A 24,996-nucleotide genomic window follows, 5' to 3' on the forward strand; every position below is an offset into this window, starting at 1 on the left:
CCCCTGAGTCAGGGGCGGCCGCGAAGCGGCGGGGTGTGGGTGCTGGTGAGACGGGGCCCACGGTTTGCGAAGCAAAGCGTGGGAGCGGCAGCGCGAATGCGATGACGTGGACCCCGCCATGGATGGCACGAAACGAGGCCCGCATGGATGCGGCTCTTGCCGTCCCCCGCCAACCTACCCCGCCCCGCCAACCCACGGCCCTGCAGCCGTTGCCGTTGCCGTTGCCGTTGCCTTTGCTTTGCCGTTGCCTTTGCCGGTAAACCTGCAGTCGCCCGACGGGGTAAACTATCGGGATGCCTTCCAGTCCCGCGCACGAGCTGCTCCGCCGCGTCTTTGGTTACGACGACTTCCGCGGCCCGCAACGGGACATCGTCGAGCACGTCGCTGCCGGCCATGACGCCCTTGTCCTGATGCCCACTGGCGGTGGCAAGTCACTCTGCTACCAGGTGCCCGCGCTGCTGCGCGACGGCTGCGGGATCATCATCTCGCCGCTTATCGCCTTGATGCAGGATCAGGTCGAAGCCCTGCGCCAGCTTGGCGTGCGCGCTGAATTCCTCAATTCCACCCTGGATGGCGAAACCGCCGCCCGCGTGGAGCGCGACCTGCTGGCCGGCGACCTCGACATGCTCTATGTCGCCCCCGAACGGCTGCTGACCGGACGCTTCCTGTACCTGCTCTCGCGCAGCCGCATCGCCTTGTTCGCCATCGATGAAGCCCACTGCGTATCGCAGTGGGGACACGACTTCCGCCCCGAATACCGCCAGCTCACCGTGCTGCACGAACGCTGGCCGGAAATTCCGCGGCTGGCCCTGACCGCCACCGCCGATCCGCCCACCCAACGCGAGATCGCCGAGCGCCTGGACCTGTCCCAGGCACGCCACTTCGTCAGCTCCTTCGACCGGCCGAACATCCGTTACACCGTCGTGCAGAAGGACAACGCGCGGCAGCAGTTGACCGCTTTCCTGGCCAGCCACCGCAACGAGGCCGGCATCGTCTACTGCATGTCCCGGCGCAAGGTCGAAGAAACCGCCGAGTTCCTGTCCAGCCAAGGCTTCACCTCGCTGCCCTACCACGCCGGTCTGCCCGCAGAGGTGCGCGCCAACAACCAGCGCCGCTTCCTGCGCGAAGACGGCATCGTGATGTGCGCGACCATCGCCTTCGGCATGGGGATCGACAAACCCGACGTGCGCTTCGTCGCCCACACCGACCTACCCAAGTCGATGGAAGGGTATTACCAGGAAACCGGGCGCGCCGGCCGCGACGGGGAGCCGGCCGAGGCCTGGCTCTGCTACGGACTGGGCGACGTGGTGCTGCTGAAGCAGATGATCGAGCAGTCCGAAGCAGGCGAGGAGCGCAAGCAGCTTGAACGCTCCAAGCTGGACCACCTGCTGGGCTACTGCGAATCCATGCAATGCCGCCGCCAGGTGCTGCTTGCCAGGTTTGGCGAGACCTATCCGCAGCCCTGCGGCAACTGTGACAACTGCCTGACCCCGCCTGCCGCCTGGGACGCCACCGTCCCCGCGCAGAAGGCCCTCAGCTGTGTGTATCGCAGCGGCCAACGCTACGGCGTGGGCCATCTGATCGACATCCTGCGTGGCAGCGAGAACGAGAAAGTCCGCCAGAGCGGGCATGAAAAACTGAGTACCTACGGCATCGGCAAGGACCTGGACAGCCGCACCTGGCGCAGCGTGTTCCGGCAGTTGGTGGCGACCAGCCTGCTCGAGGTGGATACCGCCGGCCACGGCGGCCTGCGCCTCACCGATGCCAGCCGTGACGTACTCAAAGGCCAGCGGCAGGTCAGCATGCGGCGTGACAGCGCGCCCAGCAGCAGCCGCGAACGCAGCACCCCGCGCAGCGGCAGCGGTCTGTCGGTGCTGCCGCAGGACCTGATGCTGTTCAACGCACTGCGCACGCTGCGCGCCGAGCTGGCCCGCGAGCAGAACGTGCCGGCGTTTGTCATCTTCCATGACAGCACGCTGCGCAACATCGCCGAACAACGGCCGACTTCGTTGGACGAGCTGGCCCGCGTGGGCGGCATCGGCGGTACCAAGCTCGCACGCTATGGCCCCAAGCTGATCGACGTGGTGCGCGAAGAAGGGTGATGCCCCAGCAGCACTGGCAACGCGCGGCCATCACCGCCCTGGTGCGGGTCCAGCGTTGAACCGACCGTTCAGACCGCGGCTGCAGCCGCCGCCGGTTCCCGTTAAAGTACGACCATGTCCGTTGCCTCCACCCTGCTGCGCGTAGTGTTGATGCTCAGCCTGCTGTTCAACGGGCTGAACGTCGCCATGGCCAGTAGCCAGGCCATGCCCCCGACGGCTGACACCGCAGCCAAGACGGCACCGCCGTGCCACACGCACGCCGACATGGCCGCAGAGCCGCACGCCAGCCAGTTGCAGGCGCCCATCGACGACAGTCACTGCAAGCTGAAGGACTGCCTGCGTGCATGCGCACAGCAGCCTGCGCTGGCGGCTACCGGTGCGCTGCTGTTGCCTGTGGCGCCTGCCGATGCAGGCCCGTTCCCGCAGCACGCCACGGATATTCCAACGCCCTCGCTGCAGCGCATCCAACGTCCTCCCATCGGTTGAGTCCAACGCGCACGCCCCGAGCGTGATTCGACGCTGGCCCGCTGTCCTTGCGGCACGGCCGGTGACCTCCTGCGTCTGGAGTTCCCAACATGAGTGTTTCTTCTTCTTACAGCGGGCGCCTGCCCGCGATGCCGTCGCGCCGCTTGTTCGTGCAGGGGCTGGCGGCCGGTGGCGTGGTCGCCGGTATCGCCGCGGCGGGTATCACGCCGCGCGCCTTCGCGGCGGCGGGGCCGGGTCTGGCGGGTGCGCCACGGGTGCTCAGCCACTCCCGCATCGACTTGGCCATCGGCGAATCAGCCGCGAACTTTACCGGCCGGACCCGTCCGGCGATCACGGTCAACGGCAGCCTGCCGGCCCCGGTCCTGCGTTGGCGCGAAGGCCAGACCGTCGACATCCACGTGCGCAACACGCTGGCCCACCATCCCACCTCGATCCACTGGCACGGCATCCTGCTGCCCGCCAACATGGACGGCGTGCCGGGCCTGAGCTTCAACGGCATCGCGCCCGGCGAGGCCTACCACTACCGCTTCACCCTGAACCAGTCGGGCACCTACTGGTATCACAGCCATTCGATGTTTCAGGAGCAGGCCGGGTTGTACGGTGCGCTGATCATCGATCCCGCTGCGCCGCCGCCCTACGCGTTCGATCGCGAGCATGTCGTCCTGCTCTCCGACTGGACCGACCTGGATCCCGGTGCACTGTTCCGGCGCATGAAGAAGCTGGCCGAGCATGACAACTACTACAAGCGGACGCTGCCCGACTTCGTGCGCGATGTCCGCCGCGACGGCTGGAGCGCGGCGTTGTCCGACCGTGGCATGTGGGGGCGCATGCGCATGACGCCCACCGACATCTCCGATGTCAACGCGCACACGTATACCTATCTGATGAATGGCACAGCGCCGGCCGGCAACTGGACCGGGCTGTTCCGCAGTGGCGAGAAAGTACTGCTGCGCTTCATCAACGGCGCAGCCATGACGTACTTCGACGTGCGCATCCCCGGTCTGAAAATGACGGTCGTCGCAGCCGACGGCCAGTACATCCATCCCGTCAGCATCGACGAATTCCGCATAGCGCCTGCAGAGACGTTCGACGTTCTGGTAGAGCCCAGCGGCCAGGATGCCTACACGATCTTCTGCCAGGACATGGGCCGCACCGGCTTCGCCGCCGGTACGCTGGCCGTGCGCCATGGCCTGCAGGCGCCGGTGCCGGAACGCGATCAGCGCCCGCTGTTGACCATGGCCGACATGGGCCACGGCATGGGTCATGGAGCGGCAGCCGGGATGGACCACGACATGGCCGGCATGGACCACGGCGCGCACGCGTCGCACGGCACGACGGCGGCCGCCGTGACACACCCGGCCAGCGAACGCGGCAATCCACTGGTGGACATGCAAAGCAGTGCGACCGACCCGAAGCTCGACGATCCGGGGATCGGACTGCGCGACAATGGCCGCGAGGTACTGACCTACGGCGCGATGCGCAGCCTGTTCGATGACCCCGATGGTCGCGAGCCGGGCCGCGAGGTCGAGCTGCATCTCACCGGCAACATGGAGAAGTTTGCCTGGTCGTTCGATGGCATCCCCTTCGCCGGTGCCGAGCCCCTGCGGCTCAACTATGGAGAGCGCATGCGCATCGTGCTGGTCAACGACACCATGATGCAGCATCCCATCCACCTGCACGGCGTGTGGAGTGACGTTGAGGACGCGCAGGGTAACTTCCACCTGCGCAAGCACACCGTCGACATGCCACCGGGCACCCGCCGCAGCTACCGCGTGCGGGCCGATGCACTGGGCCGCTGGGCCTTCCATTGCCATCTGCTGTACCACATGGAAGCCGGCATGATGCGCGAAGTGAGGATCGAAGAATGAGCCTGCATACGGCCCTCCAGCGCAGCGCGCTGACGCTCATCGCCTTGGCCCCGTTTGCCGCGATGGCGCAACCGCACTCGCACTCGCATGACCACCCTGCCGCGCCACCCGCCGCTGCGATGGACCACTCCACGATGGATCATTCCTCGATGGACCATTCGGACACAGCGCATGAGCAGGGGGATGACTCGACAGGGGCCGCGCACAGTCAGGCCGCGCCCGCGCAACCGCGCGTTCCCATCCCCGCCGTGACCGATGCGGATCGGGTAGCGGCGTTTCCGCCCATTCGCCACGATGCCATGCAGCATGCACCTTCCGTCCACAGCCTGCTGCGCGTGGATCGCCTGGAGCACGGGGAAGGTCGCCACGGCAGCAGCCAAGCGTGGGAGGCCAGTGGCTGGATCGGTGGTGACATCAACCGCCTGTGGCTTCGCAGCGAAGGCGAGCGCAGCGGCGGGCGCACCGGCACGGCGGATGTAGAACTGCTGTACGGCCGCAGCATTTCACCGTGGTGGGACGTGGTGGCCGGCATGAAGCAGGACGTCGGTACCGGACCGTCACGCAGCTGGGCGGCGCTGGGTATCCAGGGCCTGGCACCGTACAAGTTCGAAACGGCGGCAACGCTGTATCTGGGATCGGGTGGACAGGTGATGGCGAAGGCCGAAGTGGAGTACGAAGTGCTTCTGACCAACCGCCTCGTCCTGCAGCCCATGCTCGAGGCCACCCTGGCTGCGCGCGATGAGCCAGAGCGAGGCATCGGGCGAGGAGTGAACACAGCGGAAGCAGGACTGCGCCTGCGTTACGAGTTCAGCCGACGCTTCGCGCCCTACATCGGCATCACCCATGAGCGTCGATTCGGCGACAGTGCCGATCATGCCGATGCCACGGGCGACCACGCGCGTGACACACGCTGGGTTGCCGGCATCAGGATGTGGTTCTGATCCATGCCGCCCCGGTGCGCGCCACGCACCGGGGCAGTAAACTGCGGCCCCGCTGACTGCTGCCCTGCCCCCATGCCCGTCACCCTGCGCCGCGCCGGCGTCGATGATGCCGACGCGCTGTCGACCATCGCCATCGCGACCTACACCGAAACCTTCGGCGACTCGTATCCTGCGCAGGACCTGCAGGACTTCCTGCAAGCGCATTACAGTCCAATGCCGCAACGCGCTGAACTGGCCGATCCCAGCAGCGCCGCGTGGCTGCTGGAGGAGGATGGCATCGCAGTGGGTTATCTGGCGGCTGGCCCCAACAGCCTGCCGCACACGCTGGCACGGCCGGGCGACATCGAACTGAAACGCCTGTACGTTCAGGCCAGCCACCAGAACGGCGGCCACGGCGCGCGCCTGATGAACGCGTTCCTCGCGTGGCTGGATCAGCCGCGACGGCGCACGCTGTGGGTGGGCGTGTGGTCGGAAAATCACGGTGCGCAGCGCTTCTACGCACGCCATGGCTGCAGCAAAGTCGACGAATACGATTTCATCGTGGGCGCGTCGCGCGACCTGGAATTCATCCTGCGCCGCCCCGCTTAGGGGCGGCGTGCCTGCTGCTCGATCAGAAGTCGAACAGTTCGGACAGGAACCCTTCCTTCTTTTTCTTCTTGTAGCCGTGCTGGCCCTGCGGGTTGTAAGGGTTCTGGCCAAGATGACGCGTATCGCGGTGCTGCACGGCTACCGGCGGCGGCGGCTGGCTGTAAGCGGCCGCTGCCGCCTGGACAGGTGCGGGCGGTGGCACAGCCGAGCCTGTTGCAGACCGTTCAATGATCTTGTCCAGCTCACCCCGGTCCAGCCACACACCGCGGCACTGGGGGCAGTAATCGATCTCGATGCCCTGGCGCTCGGACATGGTAAGCGCCTGGGTCTTGCATACGGGGCACAGCATTGCTGGCGCTCCTGCCGGGAAGGGAACACGCACTCTACCCGGCGCGTGATGACTGGATGGCAACAGGCATGACCATCGACATCGACCTCCGGCGCAGGTCCTGCTGCGGCGGCAACACAATGGTGCGCCCTCCCCTCGAATGGATGCTGCAGTGCAACGCTGGCCCCGTCCTGCCTGCCCTGCCGCGTTGGCCGCCGTGCTGCGCTGGCGCTACATGCCCTGCGCTACGCGATCCCCCGCTCCGCTGTAACACCCGCGTTGCGATTCCTGCACGCAGAACTCACCGGGGCGGACCGCATAATCTGCCCGCCGCCGGGGACCGTGAGCCCTGGACGGAGCTGTTCCACCCGCTGTACGGAGTCATGCGTCATGTTGTTGTCCAAGCAGAATGTCCAGCCGCGCGTGCTGTTGATCGAAGATTCCGAGGAAACCCTCGAACTCAGCCGCCTTACCCTTGAAAGCCAGGCCTGCGAAGTGGTCGGTGTCAGTTCGGCAGAAGCCGCGCTGGGCCTGCTCAATGCCGGCGAACGCTTCGACCTGTTGTTCACCGACGTCTGCCTGGGCGGCATCAGCGGTATTGAAACCGCTAACCGGGTGCGTGACGCGTTCCCGCGCCTGCCCATTCTGGTCACCTCCGGCATGTGCCAGCACGAGGTGCTGCCGTTGCTGCACCAAGGCATCCACTTCCTGCCCAAGCCGTACAACATGAGCGAGCTGCTGGACGCCATCCGGGTGTGCTTCCGCCACACCCATGAGGGCATGGCCCACGACACCCCGCAGGCCGCCTGAAGCCGTCAGACCATGCCCCGGCGGTGGTAGATTCAGCATTCCCTGCCTGCCAACGGATGCGCCGCGCATGTCCCGACTGACTGCCAAGGATTTCCACCCCGATCTGTTGGAGCTCTACGACGGCTACGTGCACGGTCGCCTGAGCCGACGTGATTTCCTGGATCGTGCGGCCGCATTCGCCGTGGTCGGCGTCACGGCCACCACCCTGCTGGCATCCCTCAGCCCGGATTACGCGCTTGCCCAGCAGGTGCAGTTCACTGATCCGGACATCGTGGCCGAGTACATCCAGTACCCCTCACCGAACGGCCATGGCCAGGTGCGTGGCTATCTGGTGAAGCCCGCCAAAGCAGCCGGCAAGCTGCCCAGCATCGTGGTCGTGCACGAGAACCGTGGCCTCAATCCTTATATCGAAGACGTCGCCCGCCGCGTGGCGAAGGCCGGCTTCATTGCCCTGGCACCGGATGGACTGAGTTCGGTGGGCGGCTACCCCGGCAACGACGTGCGCGGCCGCGAACTGCAGGCCCAGGTGGATCCGCAGAAGCTGATGAACGACTTCTTCGCCGCCATTGAATACCTGCGCAGTTCAGCGCTGGGCACCGGCAAGGTCGGCATCACCGGCTTCTGCTACGGCGGCGGGGTGTCCAACGCGGCCGCCGTGGCGTATCCCGAACTGGACGCGGCAGTGCCGTTCTACGGTCGCCAGGCCAGGCCGGAGGATGTCACGAAGATCAACGCCCCCCTGCTGCTGCACTTCGCCGAAAAAGACGACAACGTCAACGCGACGTGGCCAGCCTACGAGGCGGCACTGAAGGGGGCGGGCAAAACGTACGAGGCCTACGTGTATCCCGGCACGAACCATGGCTTCCACAATGATTCCACGCCGCGCTATGACGAGGCCGCGGCCACGCTGGCGTGGGACAGGACGCTCGCCTGGTTCCGTCGCTATCTCGCGTAAGCAGCGCGGTGCGCCGGGCCTGGCCCGGCATCACGCGGTGAGGGTCTACAGGCGGATGCCCGGGCGAGCGCCGAGCGTGCCCATGGTGAAGGTGTAGCCTTCGTCCATGAGGAACTGGCGCATGCGCATCTCGGCCACCTGTGGCGCATTGAGGCTGCTCGGCCCGTAGAGCGCGTAGACGATGGTGCCACTTTCGATATCTTCACGGCGGACCGAGATCCCCGGTACAGCGGCAGCGGCCGCCCAACCTGCGCGCAGCTTCGCGGGTGCGATTGACTGCCCATTGCGCAACCTGAAACTCAACCACCGTATTTCAGCCATGTCCTGTCGTTCATGCTTCGCCATCTGTGTGCTGTCCTCCCGAACCAGTCTTGACCATACTCGCCTGCAATGTCAGCTGTGAATGAGACGCCGCACCTGCCATGAAGCCCTCTTTGTTGCAGTGGCGAGTACTGCGAATCCTCAGTGTGGTGCGCGGTTTCCGGTAGCGCGTCCAACCCGACTCCTGCCAACGTGTGTTCTCTTCCAGCGAGAGAAGCAACGTGGAGGCCACACCCGGCGCGCATCACCCCGATAGCGGACCCGCGATGCGACGGCCTTCCATCGTGCTGCAGCTTCCAGGCGGAAAGCCGGTGATGGAACTGCACGACCCGGTGGTGGTTCTGATGGTGCAGAACCGCGAACTGCCGCCGAACCGCCGGGACGCACCTGTGGACGTCATGCAGCGAACGCGACGGATGGCAGGGCGGGTGCTGGGCGCAGCGACGCTGGTCTACGCGCTGTGGTCGGTCATCAACTATCTGGCACCGCGCGGCGGCCCCGAGTCGTCGGGGATGCCTGAGCAGGCGCCCTTCGATTTCGATCACCTGTAGGCAACAAAAAAGCGCCCCTTGGGCGCTTTGATGGTGAAGCCTGCAATGGTGGGCCGTGATGGATTCGAACCATCGACCAAAAGATTAAAAGTCTTCTGCTCTACCAACTGAGCTAACGGCCCATTGCTGCCCCCGCTTCGCAGCGGAGGGCGTGCATTCTACCCTGATTTAGGCGGCCGGGTGAAGGGGGTAAACGCGTAAAGCCCGACCCTCGCCACTCGCCCTCTGCTGCAACGTCAGGCGTAGTGCGTCGGGTCGACCACACCGGCATCGGTGAAGCCCTGCGCGCGCAGCCCGCAGGCGTCGCAGTGACCGCACGCCGCGCCGCTGGCATCTGCGTTGTAGCACGACACCGTCAGCCCGAAGTCCACGCCCAGACGCACGCCTTCGCTGACGATCTGCGCCTTGCTCATGAACTGCAGTGGCGCATGCACGGTGATGCCTGCGCCTTCCACGCCGGCCTTGGTGGCCAGGTTGGCCAGCGCCTGGAATGCGGCGATGAACTCAGGGCGGCAGTCGGGGTAGCCCGAGTAATCGACCGCGTTGACGCCGCAGAAAATGTCATTGGCGCCGAGCACTTCCGCCCAGCCCAGCGCGAGCGACAGCATGATGGTGTTGCGTGCCGGCACGTAGGTGACCGGGATGCCCTCGCCGCCCGCTTCGGGCACATCGATGTCAGCGGTCAACGCCGAACCGCCGATGCTGCGCAGGTCGACATCCACGGTCTTGTGCACGATGACGCCCTGGGCTGCAGCGACGCGCACGGCGGCATCCAGCTCGGAGGTATGGCGTTGGCCATAGCGCACGCTGAGGGCGTGCACGGCAAAGCCCTGCTCCTGGGCGAGCGCGATGACGGCGGCTGAGTCCATGCCGCCGGAGAGAAGCACTACTGCCTTCTTCATGGGTGAATCATCCGGTTGGGGGAAAGAGCCAGCACGCTGTCCCGCGCCGGGGTGTTGCAGGGCGACGTGGCCGGTTACCTGCCCGGCTCGTCATTCCACAGAATTTTGTGCAGCTGCATCTGGAAGCGCACCGGCAGGCGGTCAGCCACGATCCAGTCGGCCAGGTCACGTGCGGTGATCTCCCCTTTGCTGGGCGAGAACAGCACCATGGTGCGTTCGGCAAGCTGATGCTCCACGACCATGGCCTTCGCCCAGTCGTAGTCCTCGCGGCTGCAGATGACAAACTTCACCTGGTCACGAGCCGTCAGCAGCGGCAGATTTTCCAGCTTGTTGCGGGCCATCTCGGCCGAACCGGGCGTCTTCAGGTCGACCACGCGCGACACCCGCGGATCCACCTCGGACACATCCAGCGCGCCCGATGTTTCCAGTGACACGTCCATGCCGGCGTCGCACAGCTTCTGCAGCAGGATCAGGCAGCGCTTCTGCGCCAGCGGCTCGCCGCCGGTCACGCAGACATGCCGCACGCCCTGCGCGAGCACCTCGGCGACGATGTCGTCGATATCCCACCAGGTTCCACCGTGGAAGGCGTACGCGGTATCGCAGTACTGGCAGCGCAGCGGGCAGCCGGTCAGCCGCACGAACACGGTCGGCCAGCCAGCGGTATCCGCTTCGCCCTGCAACGAAGTGAATATCTCGGTGATCTTCAGTCGCGACAGAGGCGACTGAACGATGTCACTGGGGGTGGCGACGGCGTTGGCGGGCGTAATGAGCATTCGGATTTCTTGGTGTTCTTAAACGAGAGCAGCCGGGCATGGCCCGGCTCTACTGGTGAAGCATCCTGCGGCACGATCAGCGGATCTGCTGGCCCAGCCGGATGGATTGCAGGCGATCCTGCGCGGTGCGCGCGGCGTCCGAGCCCGGGTACTGCGATACGACGCCTTCCAGGGTCTGCTCGGCCTGTTCCACCTGGCCTGCGCCAAACTGGGAAAGACCTACTTTCAGCAAGCCACCGGATGCCTTGTCGTGCGTGGGATAACGCGAGATCAGTTCACGGAACCGGCTCTCGGCCATCGGGTAGTTACGGGTGGCGTAGTAGCTTTCGCCCAACCAGTACAGCGCGTTGGGGGCATATACCCCGTTGGGATACAGCTCCAGGAAGCTGAGGAACAGCTGCGCGGAGTCGTCATACTTGCCCGCCTTCAGTGCGTCGAAGGCCACGTTGTACGTCGTGCGCTCATCACCGCTGACGGCCAGGCTGCCGGCATCACCGTGTACCGAAGGCGGCCGCTCGGAAGTGGCCGCTGCGGGTGGCTGTACAGCCGGAACCGGGGGAAGCGGTGCATTGCTGCCGGGTGCCGTGGGGACGACCGGCGCTGCACCACCTTCGAGGCGGTTCAGGCGTTCGTCCAGATCCAGGAAAGCGTCCTGGTTACCCTGCTTGAGCTGTGCGCTGTCGTGCTGCAGCTGTTCGATCGTGCCCTGCATCTGCCGGACCTGCTGGCGGAGCTCGGTGATCTGGTTCAACAGGTCCTGGTTGGCACTGTTGTTGTACAGCTGCTGCTCGATGGTGCCAACGCGGTCGGCGAGGCTCTGCCGCTGCGCGTACGCCGGAGCGGCAGCCATGAAGGCTGCCGCCACGACCAGCATCAGATTGATGCCGATGCGCATGGATTACTGCGCGGTGTAGACGATTTCGACGCGACGGTTCTGCGAATAGCAGGACTCGGCCGAATCGGTGCAGACCGGACGCTCTTCACCGTAGGACACCACGGTCAGCTGCGAAGCCGAACCGCCGTTGGCAGCCAGAGCCGAGTTCACGCCGTTACCACGACGCTCGCCCAGTGCCTGGTTGTAAGCGCGCGAACCGCGCTCATCGGTGTGGCCCTGCAGGGTGATGCGCGAGGACGGACGGTCACGCAGGTACTTCGCATGGCACGCCATGATGGCCTGGAACTCCGGCTTGACCGAATCCTGGTCCAGGTCGAAGTAGACAACGCGCTGGCGCAGGCAAGCGTCGGTGTCCAGGTCGCCCGGGCCGTACAGGCCGGAGGTCGACGGGCCCGACGGCTGCGTGGTGGTCGCCGGTGCGGTCGTTTCGGCCGGGACTTCCTTCACTTTCTTCGAGCAACCGGCCAGGACGGCCACGGACAACAGGGAAACAAGCAGAACGTTGGTGGTCTTGTTCATGGCGATACCTTTGAGGCTCCTAAGCCGGTGAATGGGGTAAATCTAGGAAAATATTAACACTCTTTTAGCGCTTGGTACGGTAAGGCGACCATGCCGGCTCACGAACATCACCATCGGCGAGCACCAGGCGCTGGCGGACGCGCGCATCGGCTGACACCGCATACAGCACACCGCGACCACCCTCGCGTGCGGCATACAGCACCATGCTGGCATTCGGCGCGAAGCTGGGCGACTCATCGAGCGAGCCGGTGGAGAGCGTGCTCCAGCGCGGCGAGCCCAGCGAGCTGTCCATCATCGCGACCTTGTAGCTGTTCCCCGAGCCCTGCGCCACGGCGATCTTCTTGCCATCGTAGGAGACCGACGGCTTGGCGTTGTAGTTGCCCTGGAAGGTCACGCGCTCTGCGCTGCCACCACTGGCGGAGACCTTATAGACCTGCGGACGACCACCGCGATCGGAGGTGAAGTACACCGCGCTGCCATCCGGCGACCAGGTCGGCTCGGTATCGATGGCCAGGTGGTTGGTCAGCTGGGTCAACTGCTTGCTGCCCAGGTCCATGGCGTAGACCTCCGGGTTGCCCGAGCGCGAAAGCGTCAGGGCCAGCTTGCGGCCATCCGGCGAGAACGCGGGGGCGCTGTTGATGCCGCGGAAGCTGGTGACCAGCTCACGCGCGCCGGTGGCGATGTTCTGGATGTAGATCGCCGAGTTGCCACGCTCGAAGCTCACGTAGGCCAGCTTGCCGCCGTCCGGGCTCCACGACGGCGAGAGCAGCGGCTCGGCCGACCGCACGATCGTCTGCGGGTTGTAGCCGTCCGAGTCGGCCACCATCAGCGCATAGCGCATGGCATCGCCGCGACCGCTGGCGGTGACATAGGCGATGCGGGTCCAGAAGGCACCGCGTACACCGGTGATCTTCTCGTAGATGGCATCGGCCATCTGGTGAGCTACATCGCGCATCGCGTTGCCGCGGGCGGTCATTGCCAAGCCGAGCAGACGCTCACCCTTGGGCACGTCATACAACTCGTATTCGACGCGGTAGGCGCCGGCACCGGCATCCTGCACGCGGCCAACCACGATGTAGTTCTGCTTCAGCGCGCGCCACGTCGGGAACTGGATGTCTGCGCCGCGGGTGGGCTTCTCGACGATCTGGGCTTCAGGCAGGGTGCGGAACTGGCCGGACCGGTCCAGGTCGGCACGGATGACGGACGCTACATCCGTCTGCGGCGCAGCGGCCGACCCCTCGTAGGGCATCGGTACGACGGTGACCGGCGTGGCAGACGCACTACCGCCCACGATATCGATCTCAAGGCCCTTCTGCTGCGCAAGCGCGGCGAAGGGAAGCAACAAAGCCGCGAACGCGACGAACCAGCGGGGCATCTTTTTCATGGAATGCTCAGTCGAAGAACCACAGCGAGGGATAGCAGGATGGAGGTGAATGGTTTCGCAATCATGAACCAGACCCATGTGAAAGCAAGGTCGCTGCTCAAAGGTAGTGATGGCCGCTGGCCGTCAACCTGGTGGGCCGCTCGCCTTCCGGCAAGCAGCCTACTGGCCCGAGGCCGACGTGTGACGGCCAGCGGCCGTCACTACCGGGGCACTCAATCCGGGCGGAAGTTGAGGATCAGCTCGCGGTTGAACACCTGCTCGAAGCCGGCATAGGGCAGCGGCTGCGCGTTGAGTACCGCCGCCTCGATCGAGCGCTTGCCGGCCTCATCGTACGGACAGTTCGCGCCGACCTTGGCCGACAGCACCCGGCCGCCACGCAGCTGGGTGATGACGATCTGGCAACGCTGGCCGCTGGCGATGTTCTCCGGACGGATCCAGGCATCCTGCACCTTGGCCTGGATCGCCGCGGCATACTTGGCGGTCAGATCGTCACTGGTTCCGCCCGCGCCACCTGCCGGCTGCGCAGTGGAATTGGCGCTGGCGCTCGAGCTGGCCGCCGCTGCATTCCTCGCGGCAGCGACCTGGCGCAGCCGCTGCTCAGCCAGCCTCGCTTCCTTCTCGGCCTGCTCGCGGCGCGAACGCAGGTCGGCGATCTTCTTCTGCTTCTCCGCCTCTGCCTTGGTCTCGTTTGCTTTGCGCTCATCCTCGGCAATCTTCTTCTGCCGGTCAGCTTCCTGCTGCTTGGCCAGTCGGGCGCGCTGCTCGGCCTCTTCCTGGCGCTTGCGCTCGGTCAGATCGATCTGCTCCTGACGACGCTTGGCCTCCTGCTCCTGCTTGGCCTTTTCCTGCGAAATGGCCAACGCGCTGACCGCATCCTGGTCGACCTTGTCCGGCTGCGCGACGCGCTCCTGCGCTTGGGCCTGCTGCTGCGTCGGCGCGTCCATCGGGCGCGGTTCGGGCAACGGCTGCGGCGGCGGTACGGTGTCTTCCGGCACCGGCTCGGGCTCGGCGATGGGTTCGGGAATCGGCTCCGGCAGCGTCTCCAGCCGTTCGGACTGGCGCAGCGCCTGACGCGCCTCGGACATTTCAGCGGCCGATGCCATCTCGGCCTGCACGCCGGGATCGCCGGCGGCCGCATCGGTGGAGCGCTCGGGCGACCACAGCCAGGCCACGATGAAGATCAGTGCGAGCAGCAGATGGATGAGCAGGGCCAAGCCAACCGGCCAACCCCAGTCATTCTCTTCCTTGCGCGGCGGTGGCAGGGCGTCACTGTGCATCGCTGGCCAGGCTGAGCTTTTCTACTTTCGCGCGCTTCAGCGCGTCCATGGCATCCATCACCTTCTGGTAGGCGACGGCACGGTCCGCTGCCAGGATGACGCGCACGTCCTTGTCCTGCGCCACGATGCCACCCAACCGCGCCTGCAGCTCCTCGGCGCCCATGGCCTTGGGCTCCTTGTCATCAGGCAGCTTCAGGCTGAGCTGGCCATCCTGGCGGACGGCCACGATGATCGGGTTCTGCTTGCTGTCCAGTGCCTTGGCATTGGAACGCGGCAGGTCGACGTCGTAGCTCAGCGTCAGCAGCGGCGCGGTGACCATGAAGATGATCAACAACACCAGCATGACGTCGATGTACGGCACGACGTTGATTTCAGATTTGAGCTTGCGACGCTTGCGGCGACCGATAGCACTCATGGCGGGCTCCTCGGTGGGTTCAGTCGTCTACGCCGGTCTGGCGCTGCAGGATGGAGCTGAACTCATCGGCGAACGTTTCAAACCGGACCGCCATGCGCTCGACGCGGGTGGTGAAGCGGTTGTAGGCCCAGACGGCTGGAATGGCCACGAACAGACCGATGGCCGTGGCGAACAGGGCTTCGGAGATGCCCGGTGCGACCGAGGCGATGCCGGCCTGCTCGCCGCTGTTGACCATGTCGTGCATGGTGACCATGATGCCGAACACGGTCCCGACCAGGCCCACGTAGGGGGCGGTGGAGCCGATGTTGGCGAGCAGCTCCAGATTACGTTCCAGCCGGTCCACTTCGCGGGTGTAGGTGGTGCGCATGGCGCGCTGTGCGCCTTCCAGCAACGCCCGCCCGTCCAGTCCGCGACGGTCACGCAGACGGTTGTACTCGCGGAAACCTGCCTCGAAGATCGCCTCCAGGCCCGCCACGCTGCGGTTGCGGTCGGTGGCCGAGGAATACAGCTTGCCCAGGTCGGCGCCCGACCAGAACCGGTTCTCGAATTCGTCGGCCTCGCGGGTCGCCTGCGAGAACACACGGGCCTTACGGAAGATGATGACCCAGCTGATGAAGGAGCCGGCCAGCAGCAGCAGCACGATGAGAATCACCGGGATGCTGGCTTTGGTCATCAGCTCCCAGTAATTGATGCCGCTGCGCGAGGCCTGTACGGCGGTTTCGGCGGCGGCGCTGGTGACGTCCTCCGGCAGCGCCTCGACCACCGTGGCCTGCAGGCCCAGAAGCATTGCGATCATCGTTGTTCCTCAGTCTGCAAATCAGGATTGTTCGGAGTATCAGGGTGTTGATGTGGTTTCAGCGCCAACAGCAGCGCGTCGTCCATGCCGCGCGGGCGGAAGGTCTGCGCATCCAGTGCGGCAATCCTCACCTTCGCGTCCAGCAGCAACTGGCCGTCGCGCAGCACCTGCTGGGCGAAGACCAGGCTGGCACGCTTGCACTGCACCAGCGTCGCGGTGACCGCCAGTGCATCGTCCAGCCTTGCTGGCTTGATGAAATCCATCTCCATGGAGCGGACCGCGAACACCATGCCGTGCTCGCTGCGCATGCGCTCCTGGCCGAAGCCCAGCGCCCGCATCCATTCCGTACGCGCCCGTTCCATGAAGGCCACGTACCGCGCGTGGTAGACCACGCCACCTGCGTCGGTATCTTCCCAGTAAATGCGTGTCGGCCAACTGAACCGCGGCTCACTCATTGTCGGATGGCTCGCTGAAAAGATCCACGGGGGCGACCTTCGGCTTGAGCCCAAGGTGGCGATACGCGCGGTGCGTGGCCATCCGGCCACGGGCGGTGCGCACCAGGAAGCCCTGCTGGATCAGATACGGTTCCACCACATCCTCCAGCGTCCCCCGCTCTTCGGACAGCGCCGCCGCCATCGACTCCACGCCGACCGGGCCGCCTTCGAAGTAGTCCACCAGGGTGCGCAGGAAACGGCGATCCAGCTCGTCGAAGCCTTCCGGATCGACTTTCAGCATCACCATCGCGGCCTTGGCCACATCCTCATCGATGTGCCCGTTGGCTTTGACCTGAGCGTAGTCGCGCACGCGGCGGAGCAACCGGTTGGCGATACGCGGGGTACCCCGCGACCGCCGTGCGATCTCCCCTGCCCCGTCTGCCGTGCAGTCGATGCCGAGGATCTTCGCCGAGCGGCGCACGATGCGCGTCAGTTCTTCGGCGGTATAGAACTCCAGGCGCTGGATGATGCCGAAGCGATCACGCAGCGGGGCGGTGAGCAGACCGGCGCGGGTGGTGGCGCCGATCAGCGTAAACGGGGGCAGGTCGAGCTTGATCGAGCGGGCCGCCGGGCCTTCGCCGATCATGATGTCGATCTGGAAATCTTCCATCGCCGGATACAGCACTTCCTCGATGACCGGCGACAGGCGATGGATCTCATCGATGAACAGCACATCGTGCGGCTGCAGGTTGGTCAGCAGCGCGGCCAGGTCCCCGGCCTTTTCGATCACCGGCCCGGACGTCACGCGCAAGGCAACGCCCAGTTCGTTGGCGATGACATGGCTGAGCGTGGTCTTGCCCAGCCCGGGCGGGCCGAAGATCAACACGTGGTCCAGCGCGTCACCGCGCGCCTTGGCAGCCTGGATGTAGATGTCCATCTGCTCGCGCACCGGCACCTGGCCGAGGTAGTCGGCCATGCGTTTGGGGCGGATGCTGGCGTCGACGGCGTCATCCTCGCGGGTGGCGTCGGCGCCGATGATGCGGTGCTCGGTCATCCGGTGATTATGCGGCAAATCGCCCTTGCCTCGTGCGACTGGCATGGTCGAACGGGTGAACAGCCCCTCGCGGCTGCCTCTGACAGCGGGTTACGAGTTTGGGGCCGGGCGGTGGGGCTGGGCGGGGGACGCGCACAAGTACGTCCATGTAGCGCTCGTTTCGCGCCATCCATGGCGCTCAACGCCCCCGCCCAGCCCCACCGCCCGGCCCCCTGACAGGTTCCGTGGCCGCCAGCCGCGTAAAAAATAAAGAAGAAAAGCGGTAGCGCCGACCCCATCGACCCATCTGGAGGAGGGAGCCCCTGAGTCAGGGGCGGCCGCGAAGCGGCGGGGTGTGGATGCTGATGAGACGGGGCCCGCGGTTTGCGAAGCAAAGCGTGGGAGCGGCAGCGCGAATGCGATGACGTCGACCCCCGTTGCTTCTGCTTCGAAGCCGAGCGCAGCGGAAGAAAACTAGATCTCGACCTGCGCGCCCAGTTCGACCAGCCGGTTGCCGGGAATACGGAAGAACCCGGTCGCCGGCGCTGCATTGCGATGCATCAGCGCGAACAGCTTGTCGCGCCAGATCGGCATGCCGCGGTTGGCCGTCGCCACGATCGTTTCGCGGCTGGCGAAGAACGTGGTGTCCATCGGATCGAAGTAGATGCCCCCGTGGTCGCACGAGCGCATCAGCGCCAGCGGCACGTCAGGCGTCTCCATGAAGCCGAACTTCACGTAGACCCGATGGAAATCATCACCCACCGATTCGATCTTCAGCCGCTGGCCCTCCGCCGCGTAGGGCACCGGCAGGGTGACCACGTGCAGGAACACGTTGCGTTCGTGCAGCACCTTGTTGTGCTTCAGGTTGTGCATCAGCGCATGCGGGGCCACCGTCGGATCGGCGGTGAGGAAGACTGCCGTGCCCGGCACCCTTACCGGCGGCGCCAGCATCAGCCCCGGCAGGAAGGTATCCAGGCGGATGCCGTCCTTGCGGATCTCGTCACGCAGCAGCTCACGCCCCCGACGCCAGGTGCGCATCAGGGTGAACAGCAGGATGCCGAGCACCACCGGGAACCAGGCACCCTGCATCAGCTTGGCACCGTTGGCGATCACGAAGCCCAGATCGATGATGAAGAACACCACGCACAACGCGACGATCCAGTGCCGCGACTTCGGCCACAGGCTGCGCGCCACCAAGGCCAGCAGCAGGGTGTCGATCAGCATCGTGCCCGATACCGAAATGCCGTAGGCCACCGCCAGGTTCGACGAACTCTGGAACGCGAGCACCAGGCCGATGACCATTACCGCCAGGCCCCAGTTGATGCCGGGAATGTAGATCTGGCCGATGGTGTCGTGCGAGGTGTGCTTGATCCGCATGCGCGGGATGTAACCCAACTGCATGGCCTGCCGGGACACCGAGAACGCACCGGTGATGACCGATTGCGACGCAATCACCGCCGCCATCGTGGCGAGAATGATCATCGGGTACAGCGCCCAGTCCGGCACCGCTTCGAAGAACGGGTTCTTCACCGCTTCCGGGTGCTCGAGCACCAGCGCGCCCTGTCCCAGGTAGTTCAGCACCAGGCACGGCAGCACGAAGAAGTACCACGCATGGCGGATCGGCTTGGCGCCGAAGTGGCCCATGTCCGCGTACAGCGCCTCGCCACCGGTGACCGCCAGCACGACGGCGCCGAGGATGAACACCCCGTGCCAGCCGTGGTCCATGAAGAAGCGGATCGCCCACCACGGATTGAAGGCCTTCAGCACTTCCGGCGCATCGACGATGTTGTACAGGCCGATCGCCGCCAACGACAGGAACCAGATGGTGGTAATCGGGCCGAACGCCTTGCCGATCTTTTCCGTGCCGAAGCGCTGCGCGGCGAACACCGCCAACAGCACCACGATGGTGATCGGCAGGATGAACTTGTGCAGGCCGGGGGCCGCGATTTCCAGGCCTTCCACTGCACCCAGTACCGAGATGGCCGGCGTGATAACGCCATCGCCGAAGAACAGCGATGCACCGAAGATGCCCAGGATGCCGACCACGTAAGCCGAGCGCGACCCCTTGCGTAACGTGCGCTGGGTCAGCGCCATCAGGGCCATGATCCCGCCTTCGCCGTCATTGTCGGCGCGCATGATGATGGTGACGTACTTCAGCGTCACCACCAGGATCAGCGCCCAGAACGCCAGCGACAGCACGCCCAGCACGGTGTCGTGATCGCTGGTCAGCCCGTAATGCCCGGAGAACGCCTCTTTCAGCGTGTACAGCGGGCTGGTGCCGATGTCACCGAACACCACGCCGATGGCGCCGATGACCAGGGCCATGCTGCTCCCGGTGGGAGCATGACCATGAGGGCCATCAGGCGCGTTGGAAGGGCTGGACATGGAAGGGCTCGGTGGAGGTAACGAAGGGGAGTAAGACGGCTCAGCTCAGCGTAGCGCCGACTGCAGCGCCTTGCGGATGACCTGGGCCACATCGTCGCCGTCGGCATGCGCATCGCGCGCCATCCGTGCCGCTTCAGCGGGCTTATAGCCCAACTGCTGGAGCGCCACGGTGGCTTCGGACACCGGATCGGCCGCGGCGGGGCCGCTGCTGGACGGCAATGCGCCACCGGCGCCCAACTGGGCAGCGCGGTCACGCAGTTCAAGCACCATGCGCTCGGCGGTCTTCTTGCCGATGCCCGGGATACGGGTCAGCGCGGTGATGTCACCGGACTGGACCATGCGCACGAACTCTTCCACGGTCACGGCCGACAGCACGGCCAGCGCGATTTTCGCACCGATGCCGCTGACCTTCTGCACATCGCGGAACAGGCGGCGCTCGCCCTCGCGCAGGAAGCCGTACAGCGACACGCTGTCCTCCTTCTGCGCGTAATGCGTGTACAGGATCACCTCGCGGCCGATGTCGGGCAGGTCATAGAACGTGCTCATAGGGGCCTCCAGCTCATAGCCGACCCCGTTGACGTCCACCACCAGCCACGGCGGTGCCTTGTAGGCCACGATTCCACGTAGGCGACCGATCATGCAGCGTTGCTCCTCATTTCCGGCCCCAAGCCTGGCGGGCACTGAGCCCCAGGCGATTGGCCGTCGCCCGTACATGGGCATGGGTGATGGCCACGGCCAACGCATCAGCCGCGTCGGCCTGCAGCTTCGTCTTCAGGCCGAGCATGAGCCCGACCATGTGTTGGACCTGTTGTTTTTCCGCGCCACCCCGCCCTACGACGGCCAGCTTGATCTCGCTGGCCGCGTACTCGCTCACCGGCAGGTCACGGATCACCACCGCTGAAATGGCGGCGCCGCGCGCCTGGCCCAGCTTCAGGGCGGAGTCCGGGTTGCGCGCCATGAACACCTTCTCGATGGCCACTTCCTGCGGTTGGTACTCGATGATCAGCTCGGCCAGGCCGAGCACCAGTATCTTCATGCGCTGCGGGAAATCGTCAGCGCCCAGCAGCACCAGCGGCTGATGGTGGACATGGGTAACGCGGCCAGCCGCATCGACGTCGATGATGCCGACCCCGGTACGTTGCGAACCGGGGTCGATGCCGAGGATGCGGGTCATGGGGTCTCAGGTCTAGGCATGCACGCCGAGATCGGCGTTGGAGTAGACATCCTGCACGTCGTCGAGGTCTTCCAGCATGTCCAGCAGCTTCTTCACCTGCAGGGCGGTATCGCCCTCCACGGCAATGTCGTTGTCCGCGCGGAAGGTGATCTCGGCATGATCGGGATTCAAGCCGCCCGACTCCAACGCATCCTTCACGGCATGGTAGCTGTCTGCGGCGGTGACCACGTCGATGGCGCCGTCTTCCGGGTAGACGATGATGTCGTCCGCACCGGCCTCGATGGCGGCCTCCGTGATGGTGTGTTCGTCGGCAGCGGAAGCGAAGTGAAGCACGCCCAGGCGCTTGAACATGAAGGCAACCGACCCTTCGGTGCCCATGTTGCCACCGCACTTGCTGAAGGCATGGCGGACGTCGGCGACGGTGCGCACCTTGTTGTCGGTCAGGCAGTCGACGATCACGGCCACGCCACCGGGCGCATAGCCTTCGTAGCGGATTTCTTCGTACTCGACGCCTTCCAGCTCACCGGTGGCCTTCTTGATCGCCCGTTCGATCACGTCCTTGGACATGTTCGACGAAAGCGCCTTGTCCATCGCCACGCGCAGCCGCGGGTTGTTGTTGGGGTCGCCTCCGCCACCACGCGCGGCAACGCCGATCTCGCGGATGATCTTGGTGAAAATCTTGCCGCGCTTCGCGTCAGACGCGTTCTTGCGGCCTTCAATCGAGGGACCTCTACCCATGGGGGCTTCCGTTTCGCAGCGTCAGGAACAGGGCGCGGATTCTACCTGATCCCGTGGCTGCACCGTGTCGAACAGGCGAAGGGATCAGCAGGAACCCCCATCCCGGCCCGGCGGTCCTCAGGCTGCCGCGGCGTCGCGGCCCGGATGGAAATGCCCGTGGCGGAGGAACTGGGCGGTCTGCCGGGCTGCATCCAGCGAGAAGACCAGGCCACTGTGGCTGCAGCGGACGACGCAATGATCGGCCAATCCCGGCAGACGCGTCTCATCCAACCCCACAGTGCCATCGGAATCCCCGTCGAACACCCCGAGCAGGCTACCGAGGCCATGGGGTACACAGCCGGCGATCAGGCCGACCTTGGCCTCGCCCTGCCAGTCGGGCAGACCGTCCAGCAACAGCTCGCTGCTACGGCCCAACGCCGCCGCCCAGCCGTGATCGGCCAGCGTACGGGCGGTGCCACTGCCACGCAGGGGTGAGCCGAGGCAGACCACCCGCCTCACCGACAGCGCGGGATCCTGCCGCAGGGCCTCCAAGGCCACCAGTCCCCCCAAGCTGTGCCCGACCAGCGAAACCGGGCCCCTCCCATGCAAGCGCTCCAACAGCTGCGGCACCGCCACCTCCGGCCCTCCCAGCACGCTGGAGTAGCCGAAAGTCTCCACGTTGAAGCCGCGCGCGCGCAGCCGCCATGCCAACGGCCCGACCCAGGCACGGGCGTTCCAGATGCCATGCAGGAGCAGGACGGATGCGGTCATCGGCGGCGGCTGGCTGTGTGGCGTGGCATGCGGCTCCATGGTGCCACGATTGGGCGCCATCGCGCGAAAAACGACAGTGAACGCAGGCCTCAGCCGCCCTGCGGCTCACGACGCAGGATGAACTCCAGGTCGTTGGTTTCACCCACCGGAAACAGATACTCCCCCACCCGATGGAAGCCATAGCGTGCATAGAAGCGCTGCGCGCCGAAGTTCTCCGACCACACGCCCAGCCACAACCTGCGCGGGCCCTCGCGCTCCAGCCAGGCCAGTGCGGTCTCCAGCAGCCGGCTGCCCCAGCCACAGCTCTGCTCGTCCTTGATCAGATACAGCCGCTTGAGTTCGCCGTCACCGGGCTGGACCTCGGCGTGCGGCAGGCCACACGGTCCTGCCGCGGCATGGCCAACCGCCACTCCGTCACGCTCCAGCAACCACACCGCGTAGTCGGGGTGGCCGAGGATCACCTGCTGTCGCTCGACGACGTAGTGCTCGTCAAGGAAGTCCTGCAGATGCTGTGCCGGATACAGATGACCGAAGGTTTCCGTGAAGGTGCGCGCTGCCAGCACCGACAAGGTCGCGGCGTCATCGACAGTGGCACGGCGGATGGCGTAGTGGCCTGCGGTCATGGCGCTCTCCAAGGTGGCGAGCGTGCCGACGGGAAGCCGACACGCCAAGGAAACGGGTCAGCCCTTCAGTCGCACCTGGATATGCACTTCTGCCAGCTGCACATCGGCGATCGGCGACGGGGCATCCGTCATCAGGCACTGCGCACCGGTGGTTTTCGGGAACGGAATGACATCGCGGATGGATTCGGTGCCCGCCATCAAAGCGGCAATGCGGTCGATGCCGAAGGCGATGCCGCCATGCGGCGGTGCGCCGTAGTTCAGCGCATCCAGCAGGAAGCCGAACTTCGCGCGGGCTTCGTCCGCGTCGATGCCCAGCAGTTCGAATACCGCGCTCTGCATGTCGGGGCGATGGATACGTATCGAACCGCCGCCGATCTCGTTGCCGTTCAATACCATGTCGTAGCCGCGCGACACAGCGGTCTTCGCGTTCGTGCGCAGATCGGCGATGTCATCCACCGCAGGCGCGGTGAAGGGGTGATGCAGGGCGACGTAACGCTGCGCCTCCTCGTCCCATTCGAACATCGGGAAATCGGTGACCCACAGCGGCGCCCAGCTGTCGGCGACCAGGCCGAATTCCTTGCCGGCCTTGAGCCGCAGCGCGCCCATGAAGTCGGATACCTTGTTGTAGCCACCTGCGCCGAAGAACACGATATCGCCATTGCCGGCCCCCACGTGGGCGACCAGCGAGGCGAAGGCTTCTTCAGTGAAGAACTTGGCGATCGGCGAGCTGACTTCGCCGTTGTCGCCGATCTTGATGTAAGCCAGGCCTTTGGCGCCGTACTTGGCAGCGTGCGCGGCATACTCGTCGATCTGTTTGCGGCTCAGGCTGGCGCCACCGGGAATGCGCAGCGCGGCGACGCGGCCGTCGGCATCGTGGGCAGCGGCCGTGAACACCGGGAACTCACTGGACTTGACCAGCTCGGCCACGTCCACCAACTCCAGTGCGATGCGCAGGTCCGGCTTGTCCGACCCATAACGACGCATCGCCTCGGCCCAGGTCATGCGCGGGAAGCTCGCCGCTAGGTCGACGTCGATCACTTCCTTGAAGATGCCGCGGATCATGTTCTCGACAAAATCCTGCACGTCCTGTTCGCGCACGAAGGCGAACTCCATGTCCAGCTGGGTGAACTCCAACTGGCGATCTGCGCGCAGGGCTTCGTCGCGGAAACAGCGCGCGATCTGGTAGTACCGATCAAAGCCGGCCACCATCAGGATCTGCTTGAACAGCTGCGGACTCTGCGGCAACGCGTAGAACTCACCCGGGTGCATGCGCGCCGGCACCAGGAAGTCGCGGGCGCCCTCCGGGGTGGCCTTGGTCAGGATCGGGGTCTCGATATCCTGGAAGCCTTCGCCATCCAGGTGGCGACGCAGGGCCTGCACGAGCTTGATCCGGGTGCGCTGCATGCGCTGCATCTCCGGGCGTCGCAGGTCCAGGTAGCGGTATTTCAGGCGAGTTTCTTCGCCCGGATTTTCATGGGCGTGGAAGGGCAGCGGGGCTGCCTTGTTGAGCACGGTGATGGCGGTGGCGATGACTTCCACCTTGCCCGTGCGCATCTTGTCGTTGACCGCGTGGCGGGCCCGCACGACGCCCTCCACCTGCAGCACGTCCTCATAGCCCAGCGACGCGGCCACCGCGAACACGGCGGCGTTGTCGACCTCCACCGTCACCTGCACGATGCCCTCATGATCGCGAAGATCGATGAAGCAGACGCCGCCCTGGTTACGGGCCACGTCGGTCCAGCCGGCGAGGGTGACAGTCTGGCCGATCAGGGTTTCATCGATCAGGCCGCAGAAGTGGGTACGCATGGGGAAGCTCCGCTGGAGTACGCCGGCACCAGGAGGGGCCGGAAAGCCCGTTATTCTGCGGCCCAGCCCCCTCCGGGGGCAAATCCCGCGCGGTCACGTGGATTTAATCCACCCGGTTCGTATAGTCGCGCACCATCGACTG

The 24,996-nt window shown here is 65.6% G+C and carries 27 protein-coding genes and 1 tRNA gene; 8 read left to right on the forward strand and 20 right to left on the reverse strand.

Annotation, left to right across the window (positions count from 1 at the left end):
- Positions 1-293: 293 nt before the first annotated feature.
- The 5 genes from recQ to ABRP17_RS03995 all read left to right on the forward strand — a co-directional run bounded on the left by recQ (position 294) and on the right by ABRP17_RS03995 (position 5,985).
- Complete coding sequence (recQ, locus tag ABRP17_RS03975; RefSeq protein ID WP_349986433.1) at positions 294-2,102, forward strand: DNA helicase RecQ; 1,809 nt, start codon at positions 294-296, stop codon at positions 2,100-2,102.
- A gap of 114 nt (positions 2,103-2,216) precedes the next feature.
- A complete protein-coding gene (locus tag ABRP17_RS03980) occupies positions 2,217-2,588 on the forward strand; it encodes a CopL family metal-binding regulatory protein (RefSeq protein WP_349986435.1) in 372 nt (123 codons plus the stop codon).
- 89 nt (positions 2,589-2,677) lie between these two features.
- Positions 2,678-4,456, forward strand: a complete 1,779-nt coding sequence (locus tag ABRP17_RS03985) for a copper resistance system multicopper oxidase (protein ID WP_349986436.1) — start codon at positions 2,678-2,680, stop codon at positions 4,454-4,456.
- A gap of 62 nt (positions 4,457-4,518) precedes the next feature.
- On the forward strand, positions 4,519-5,397 hold the full coding sequence (locus tag ABRP17_RS03990; RefSeq protein WP_372486958.1) for a copper resistance protein B: 879 nt from the start codon (positions 4,519-4,521) through the stop codon (positions 5,395-5,397).
- A 72-nt stretch (positions 5,398-5,469) separates the two neighbouring features.
- Entirely contained in the window at positions 5,470-5,985 is a 516-nt protein-coding gene (locus ABRP17_RS03995; RefSeq protein ID WP_349986439.1) for a GNAT family N-acetyltransferase, read from the forward strand.
- Between the two features lie 22 nt (positions 5,986-6,007).
- Here the strand turns inward: ABRP17_RS03995 and ABRP17_RS04000 are convergent, their stop codons facing one another.
- Positions 6,008-6,334: a zf-TFIIB domain-containing protein gene (locus ABRP17_RS04000; protein ID WP_349986441.1), complete on the reverse strand. Its 327-nt coding sequence runs from the start codon at positions 6,332-6,334 to the stop codon at positions 6,008-6,010.
- Positions 6,335-6,703: 369 nt separating this feature from the next.
- Here ABRP17_RS04000 and ABRP17_RS04005 point away from each other — a divergent pair, with 369 nt between their 5' ends.
- Both ABRP17_RS04005 and yghX read left to right on the forward strand, forming a co-directional pair.
- A complete protein-coding gene (locus ABRP17_RS04005; protein WP_188324722.1) occupies positions 6,704-7,123 on the forward strand; it encodes a response regulator in 420 nt (139 codons plus the stop codon).
- 67 nt (positions 7,124-7,190) lie between these two features.
- Positions 7,191-8,078 (forward strand): YghX family hydrolase, encoded by an 888-nt coding sequence (gene yghX, locus ABRP17_RS04010; RefSeq protein ID WP_188324723.1) that lies wholly within the window; start codon positions 7,191-7,193, stop codon positions 8,076-8,078.
- A 45-nt stretch (positions 8,079-8,123) separates the two neighbouring features.
- Here yghX and ABRP17_RS04015 read toward each other — a convergent pair whose 3' ends face one another.
- Positions 8,124-8,423, reverse strand: coding sequence for a hypothetical protein (locus tag ABRP17_RS04015; RefSeq protein WP_223202892.1), 300 nt, complete (start codon positions 8,421-8,423; stop codon positions 8,124-8,126).
- Between the two features lie 290 nt (positions 8,424-8,713).
- On the opposite strand from ABRP17_RS04015, the gene ABRP17_RS04020 reads away from it, so the two are divergent.
- The gene (locus ABRP17_RS04020) at positions 8,714-8,950 is read left to right on the forward strand and encodes a hypothetical protein (protein WP_349986443.1); all 237 of its coding nucleotides are present in this window, start codon (positions 8,714-8,716) and stop codon (positions 8,948-8,950) included.
- A 46-nt stretch (positions 8,951-8,996) separates the two neighbouring features.
- On the opposite strand, the gene ABRP17_RS04025 is transcribed toward ABRP17_RS04020, so the two are convergent.
- The 18 genes from ABRP17_RS04025 to aspS form a co-directional block, all read right to left on the reverse strand.
- Positions 8,997-9,072, reverse strand: a tRNA-Lys gene (locus tag ABRP17_RS04025).
- 114 nt (positions 9,073-9,186) lie between these two features.
- Positions 9,187-9,852, reverse strand: coding sequence for a 7-cyano-7-deazaguanine synthase QueC (gene queC / locus ABRP17_RS04030; RefSeq protein ID WP_349986444.1), 666 nt, complete (start codon positions 9,850-9,852; stop codon positions 9,187-9,189).
- Between the two features lie 74 nt (positions 9,853-9,926).
- Positions 9,927-10,625, reverse strand: a complete 699-nt coding sequence (gene queE / locus ABRP17_RS04035; protein WP_188324726.1) for a 7-carboxy-7-deazaguanine synthase QueE — start codon at positions 10,623-10,625, stop codon at positions 9,927-9,929.
- Between the two features lie 76 nt (positions 10,626-10,701).
- Positions 10,702-11,520 (reverse strand): tol-pal system protein YbgF, encoded by an 819-nt coding sequence (ybgF, locus tag ABRP17_RS04040; RefSeq protein WP_188324727.1) that lies wholly within the window; start codon positions 11,518-11,520, stop codon positions 10,702-10,704.
- 3 nt (positions 11,521-11,523) lie between these two features.
- Entirely contained in the window at positions 11,524-12,039 is a 516-nt protein-coding gene (gene pal / locus ABRP17_RS04045; RefSeq protein WP_188324728.1) for a peptidoglycan-associated lipoprotein Pal, read from the reverse strand.
- A 64-nt stretch (positions 12,040-12,103) separates the two neighbouring features.
- On the reverse strand, positions 12,104-13,423 hold the full coding sequence (gene tolB, locus ABRP17_RS04050) for a Tol-Pal system beta propeller repeat protein TolB (protein ID WP_188324729.1): 1,320 nt from the start codon (positions 13,421-13,423) through the stop codon (positions 12,104-12,106).
- A 212-nt stretch (positions 13,424-13,635) separates the two neighbouring features.
- Complete coding sequence (tolA, locus tag ABRP17_RS04055; protein ID WP_349986446.1) at positions 13,636-14,700, reverse strand: cell envelope integrity protein TolA; 1,065 nt, start codon at positions 14,698-14,700, stop codon at positions 13,636-13,638.
- On the reverse strand, positions 14,690-15,115 hold the full coding sequence (tolR, locus tag ABRP17_RS04060) for a protein TolR (RefSeq protein WP_188324731.1): 426 nt from the start codon (positions 15,113-15,115) through the stop codon (positions 14,690-14,692). Before tolR ends, tolA begins: the two co-directional genes overlap by 11 nt.
- 19 nt (positions 15,116-15,134) lie before the next feature.
- The gene (tolQ, locus tag ABRP17_RS04065) at positions 15,135-15,911 is read right to left on the reverse strand and encodes a protein TolQ (protein ID WP_188324732.1); all 777 of its coding nucleotides are present in this window, start codon (positions 15,909-15,911) and stop codon (positions 15,135-15,137) included.
- Positions 15,908-16,366 (reverse strand): tol-pal system-associated acyl-CoA thioesterase, encoded by a 459-nt coding sequence (ybgC, locus tag ABRP17_RS04070; protein ID WP_188324733.1) that lies wholly within the window; start codon positions 16,364-16,366, stop codon positions 15,908-15,910. The genes tolQ and ybgC overlap by 4 nt, the downstream gene beginning before the upstream one ends.
- Positions 16,359-17,399 carry a Holliday junction branch migration DNA helicase RuvB gene (ruvB, locus tag ABRP17_RS04075; protein ID WP_188324734.1) on the reverse strand — a complete coding sequence of 347 codons (1,041 nt, stop codon included), beginning with the start codon at positions 17,397-17,399 and terminating at the stop codon, positions 16,359-16,361. The genes ybgC and ruvB overlap by 8 nt, the downstream gene beginning before the upstream one ends.
- Positions 17,400-17,852: 453 nt before the next feature.
- Positions 17,853-19,703 carry a potassium transporter Kup gene (locus ABRP17_RS04080; protein WP_188327341.1) on the reverse strand — a complete coding sequence of 617 codons (1,851 nt, stop codon included), beginning with the start codon at positions 19,701-19,703 and terminating at the stop codon, positions 17,853-17,855.
- A gap of 105 nt (positions 19,704-19,808) precedes the next feature.
- The gene (gene ruvA, locus ABRP17_RS04085; protein WP_188324735.1) at positions 19,809-20,402 is read right to left on the reverse strand and encodes a Holliday junction branch migration protein RuvA; all 594 of its coding nucleotides are present in this window, start codon (positions 20,400-20,402) and stop codon (positions 19,809-19,811) included.
- Positions 20,403-20,415: 13 nt separating this feature from the next.
- Positions 20,416-20,937, reverse strand: a complete 522-nt coding sequence (gene ruvC / locus ABRP17_RS04090; protein ID WP_188324736.1) for a crossover junction endodeoxyribonuclease RuvC — start codon at positions 20,935-20,937, stop codon at positions 20,416-20,418.
- 12 nt (positions 20,938-20,949) lie between these two features.
- Complete coding sequence (locus ABRP17_RS04095) at positions 20,950-21,675, reverse strand: YebC/PmpR family DNA-binding transcriptional regulator (protein ID WP_349984879.1); 726 nt, start codon at positions 21,673-21,675, stop codon at positions 20,950-20,952.
- 117 nt (positions 21,676-21,792) lie between these two features.
- Positions 21,793-22,425, reverse strand: coding sequence for an alpha/beta fold hydrolase (locus ABRP17_RS04100; protein WP_349984880.1), 633 nt, complete (start codon positions 22,423-22,425; stop codon positions 21,793-21,795).
- An 89-nt stretch (positions 22,426-22,514) separates the two neighbouring features.
- Positions 22,515-23,048 carry a GNAT family N-acetyltransferase gene (locus ABRP17_RS04105; protein ID WP_349984881.1) on the reverse strand — a complete coding sequence of 178 codons (534 nt, stop codon included), beginning with the start codon at positions 23,046-23,048 and terminating at the stop codon, positions 22,515-22,517.
- 57 nt (positions 23,049-23,105) lie between these two features.
- On the reverse strand, positions 23,106-24,854 hold the full coding sequence (aspS, locus tag ABRP17_RS04110) for an aspartate--tRNA ligase (protein WP_349984882.1): 1,749 nt from the start codon (positions 24,852-24,854) through the stop codon (positions 23,106-23,108).
- Positions 24,855-24,996: the final 142 nt, after the last annotated feature.

It is taken from the genome of Stenotrophomonas sp. WHRI 8082 (assembly GCF_040223995.2).
In the GTDB taxonomy this organism is placed as follows: Bacteria; Pseudomonadota; Gammaproteobacteria; order Xanthomonadales; family Xanthomonadaceae; genus Stenotrophomonas.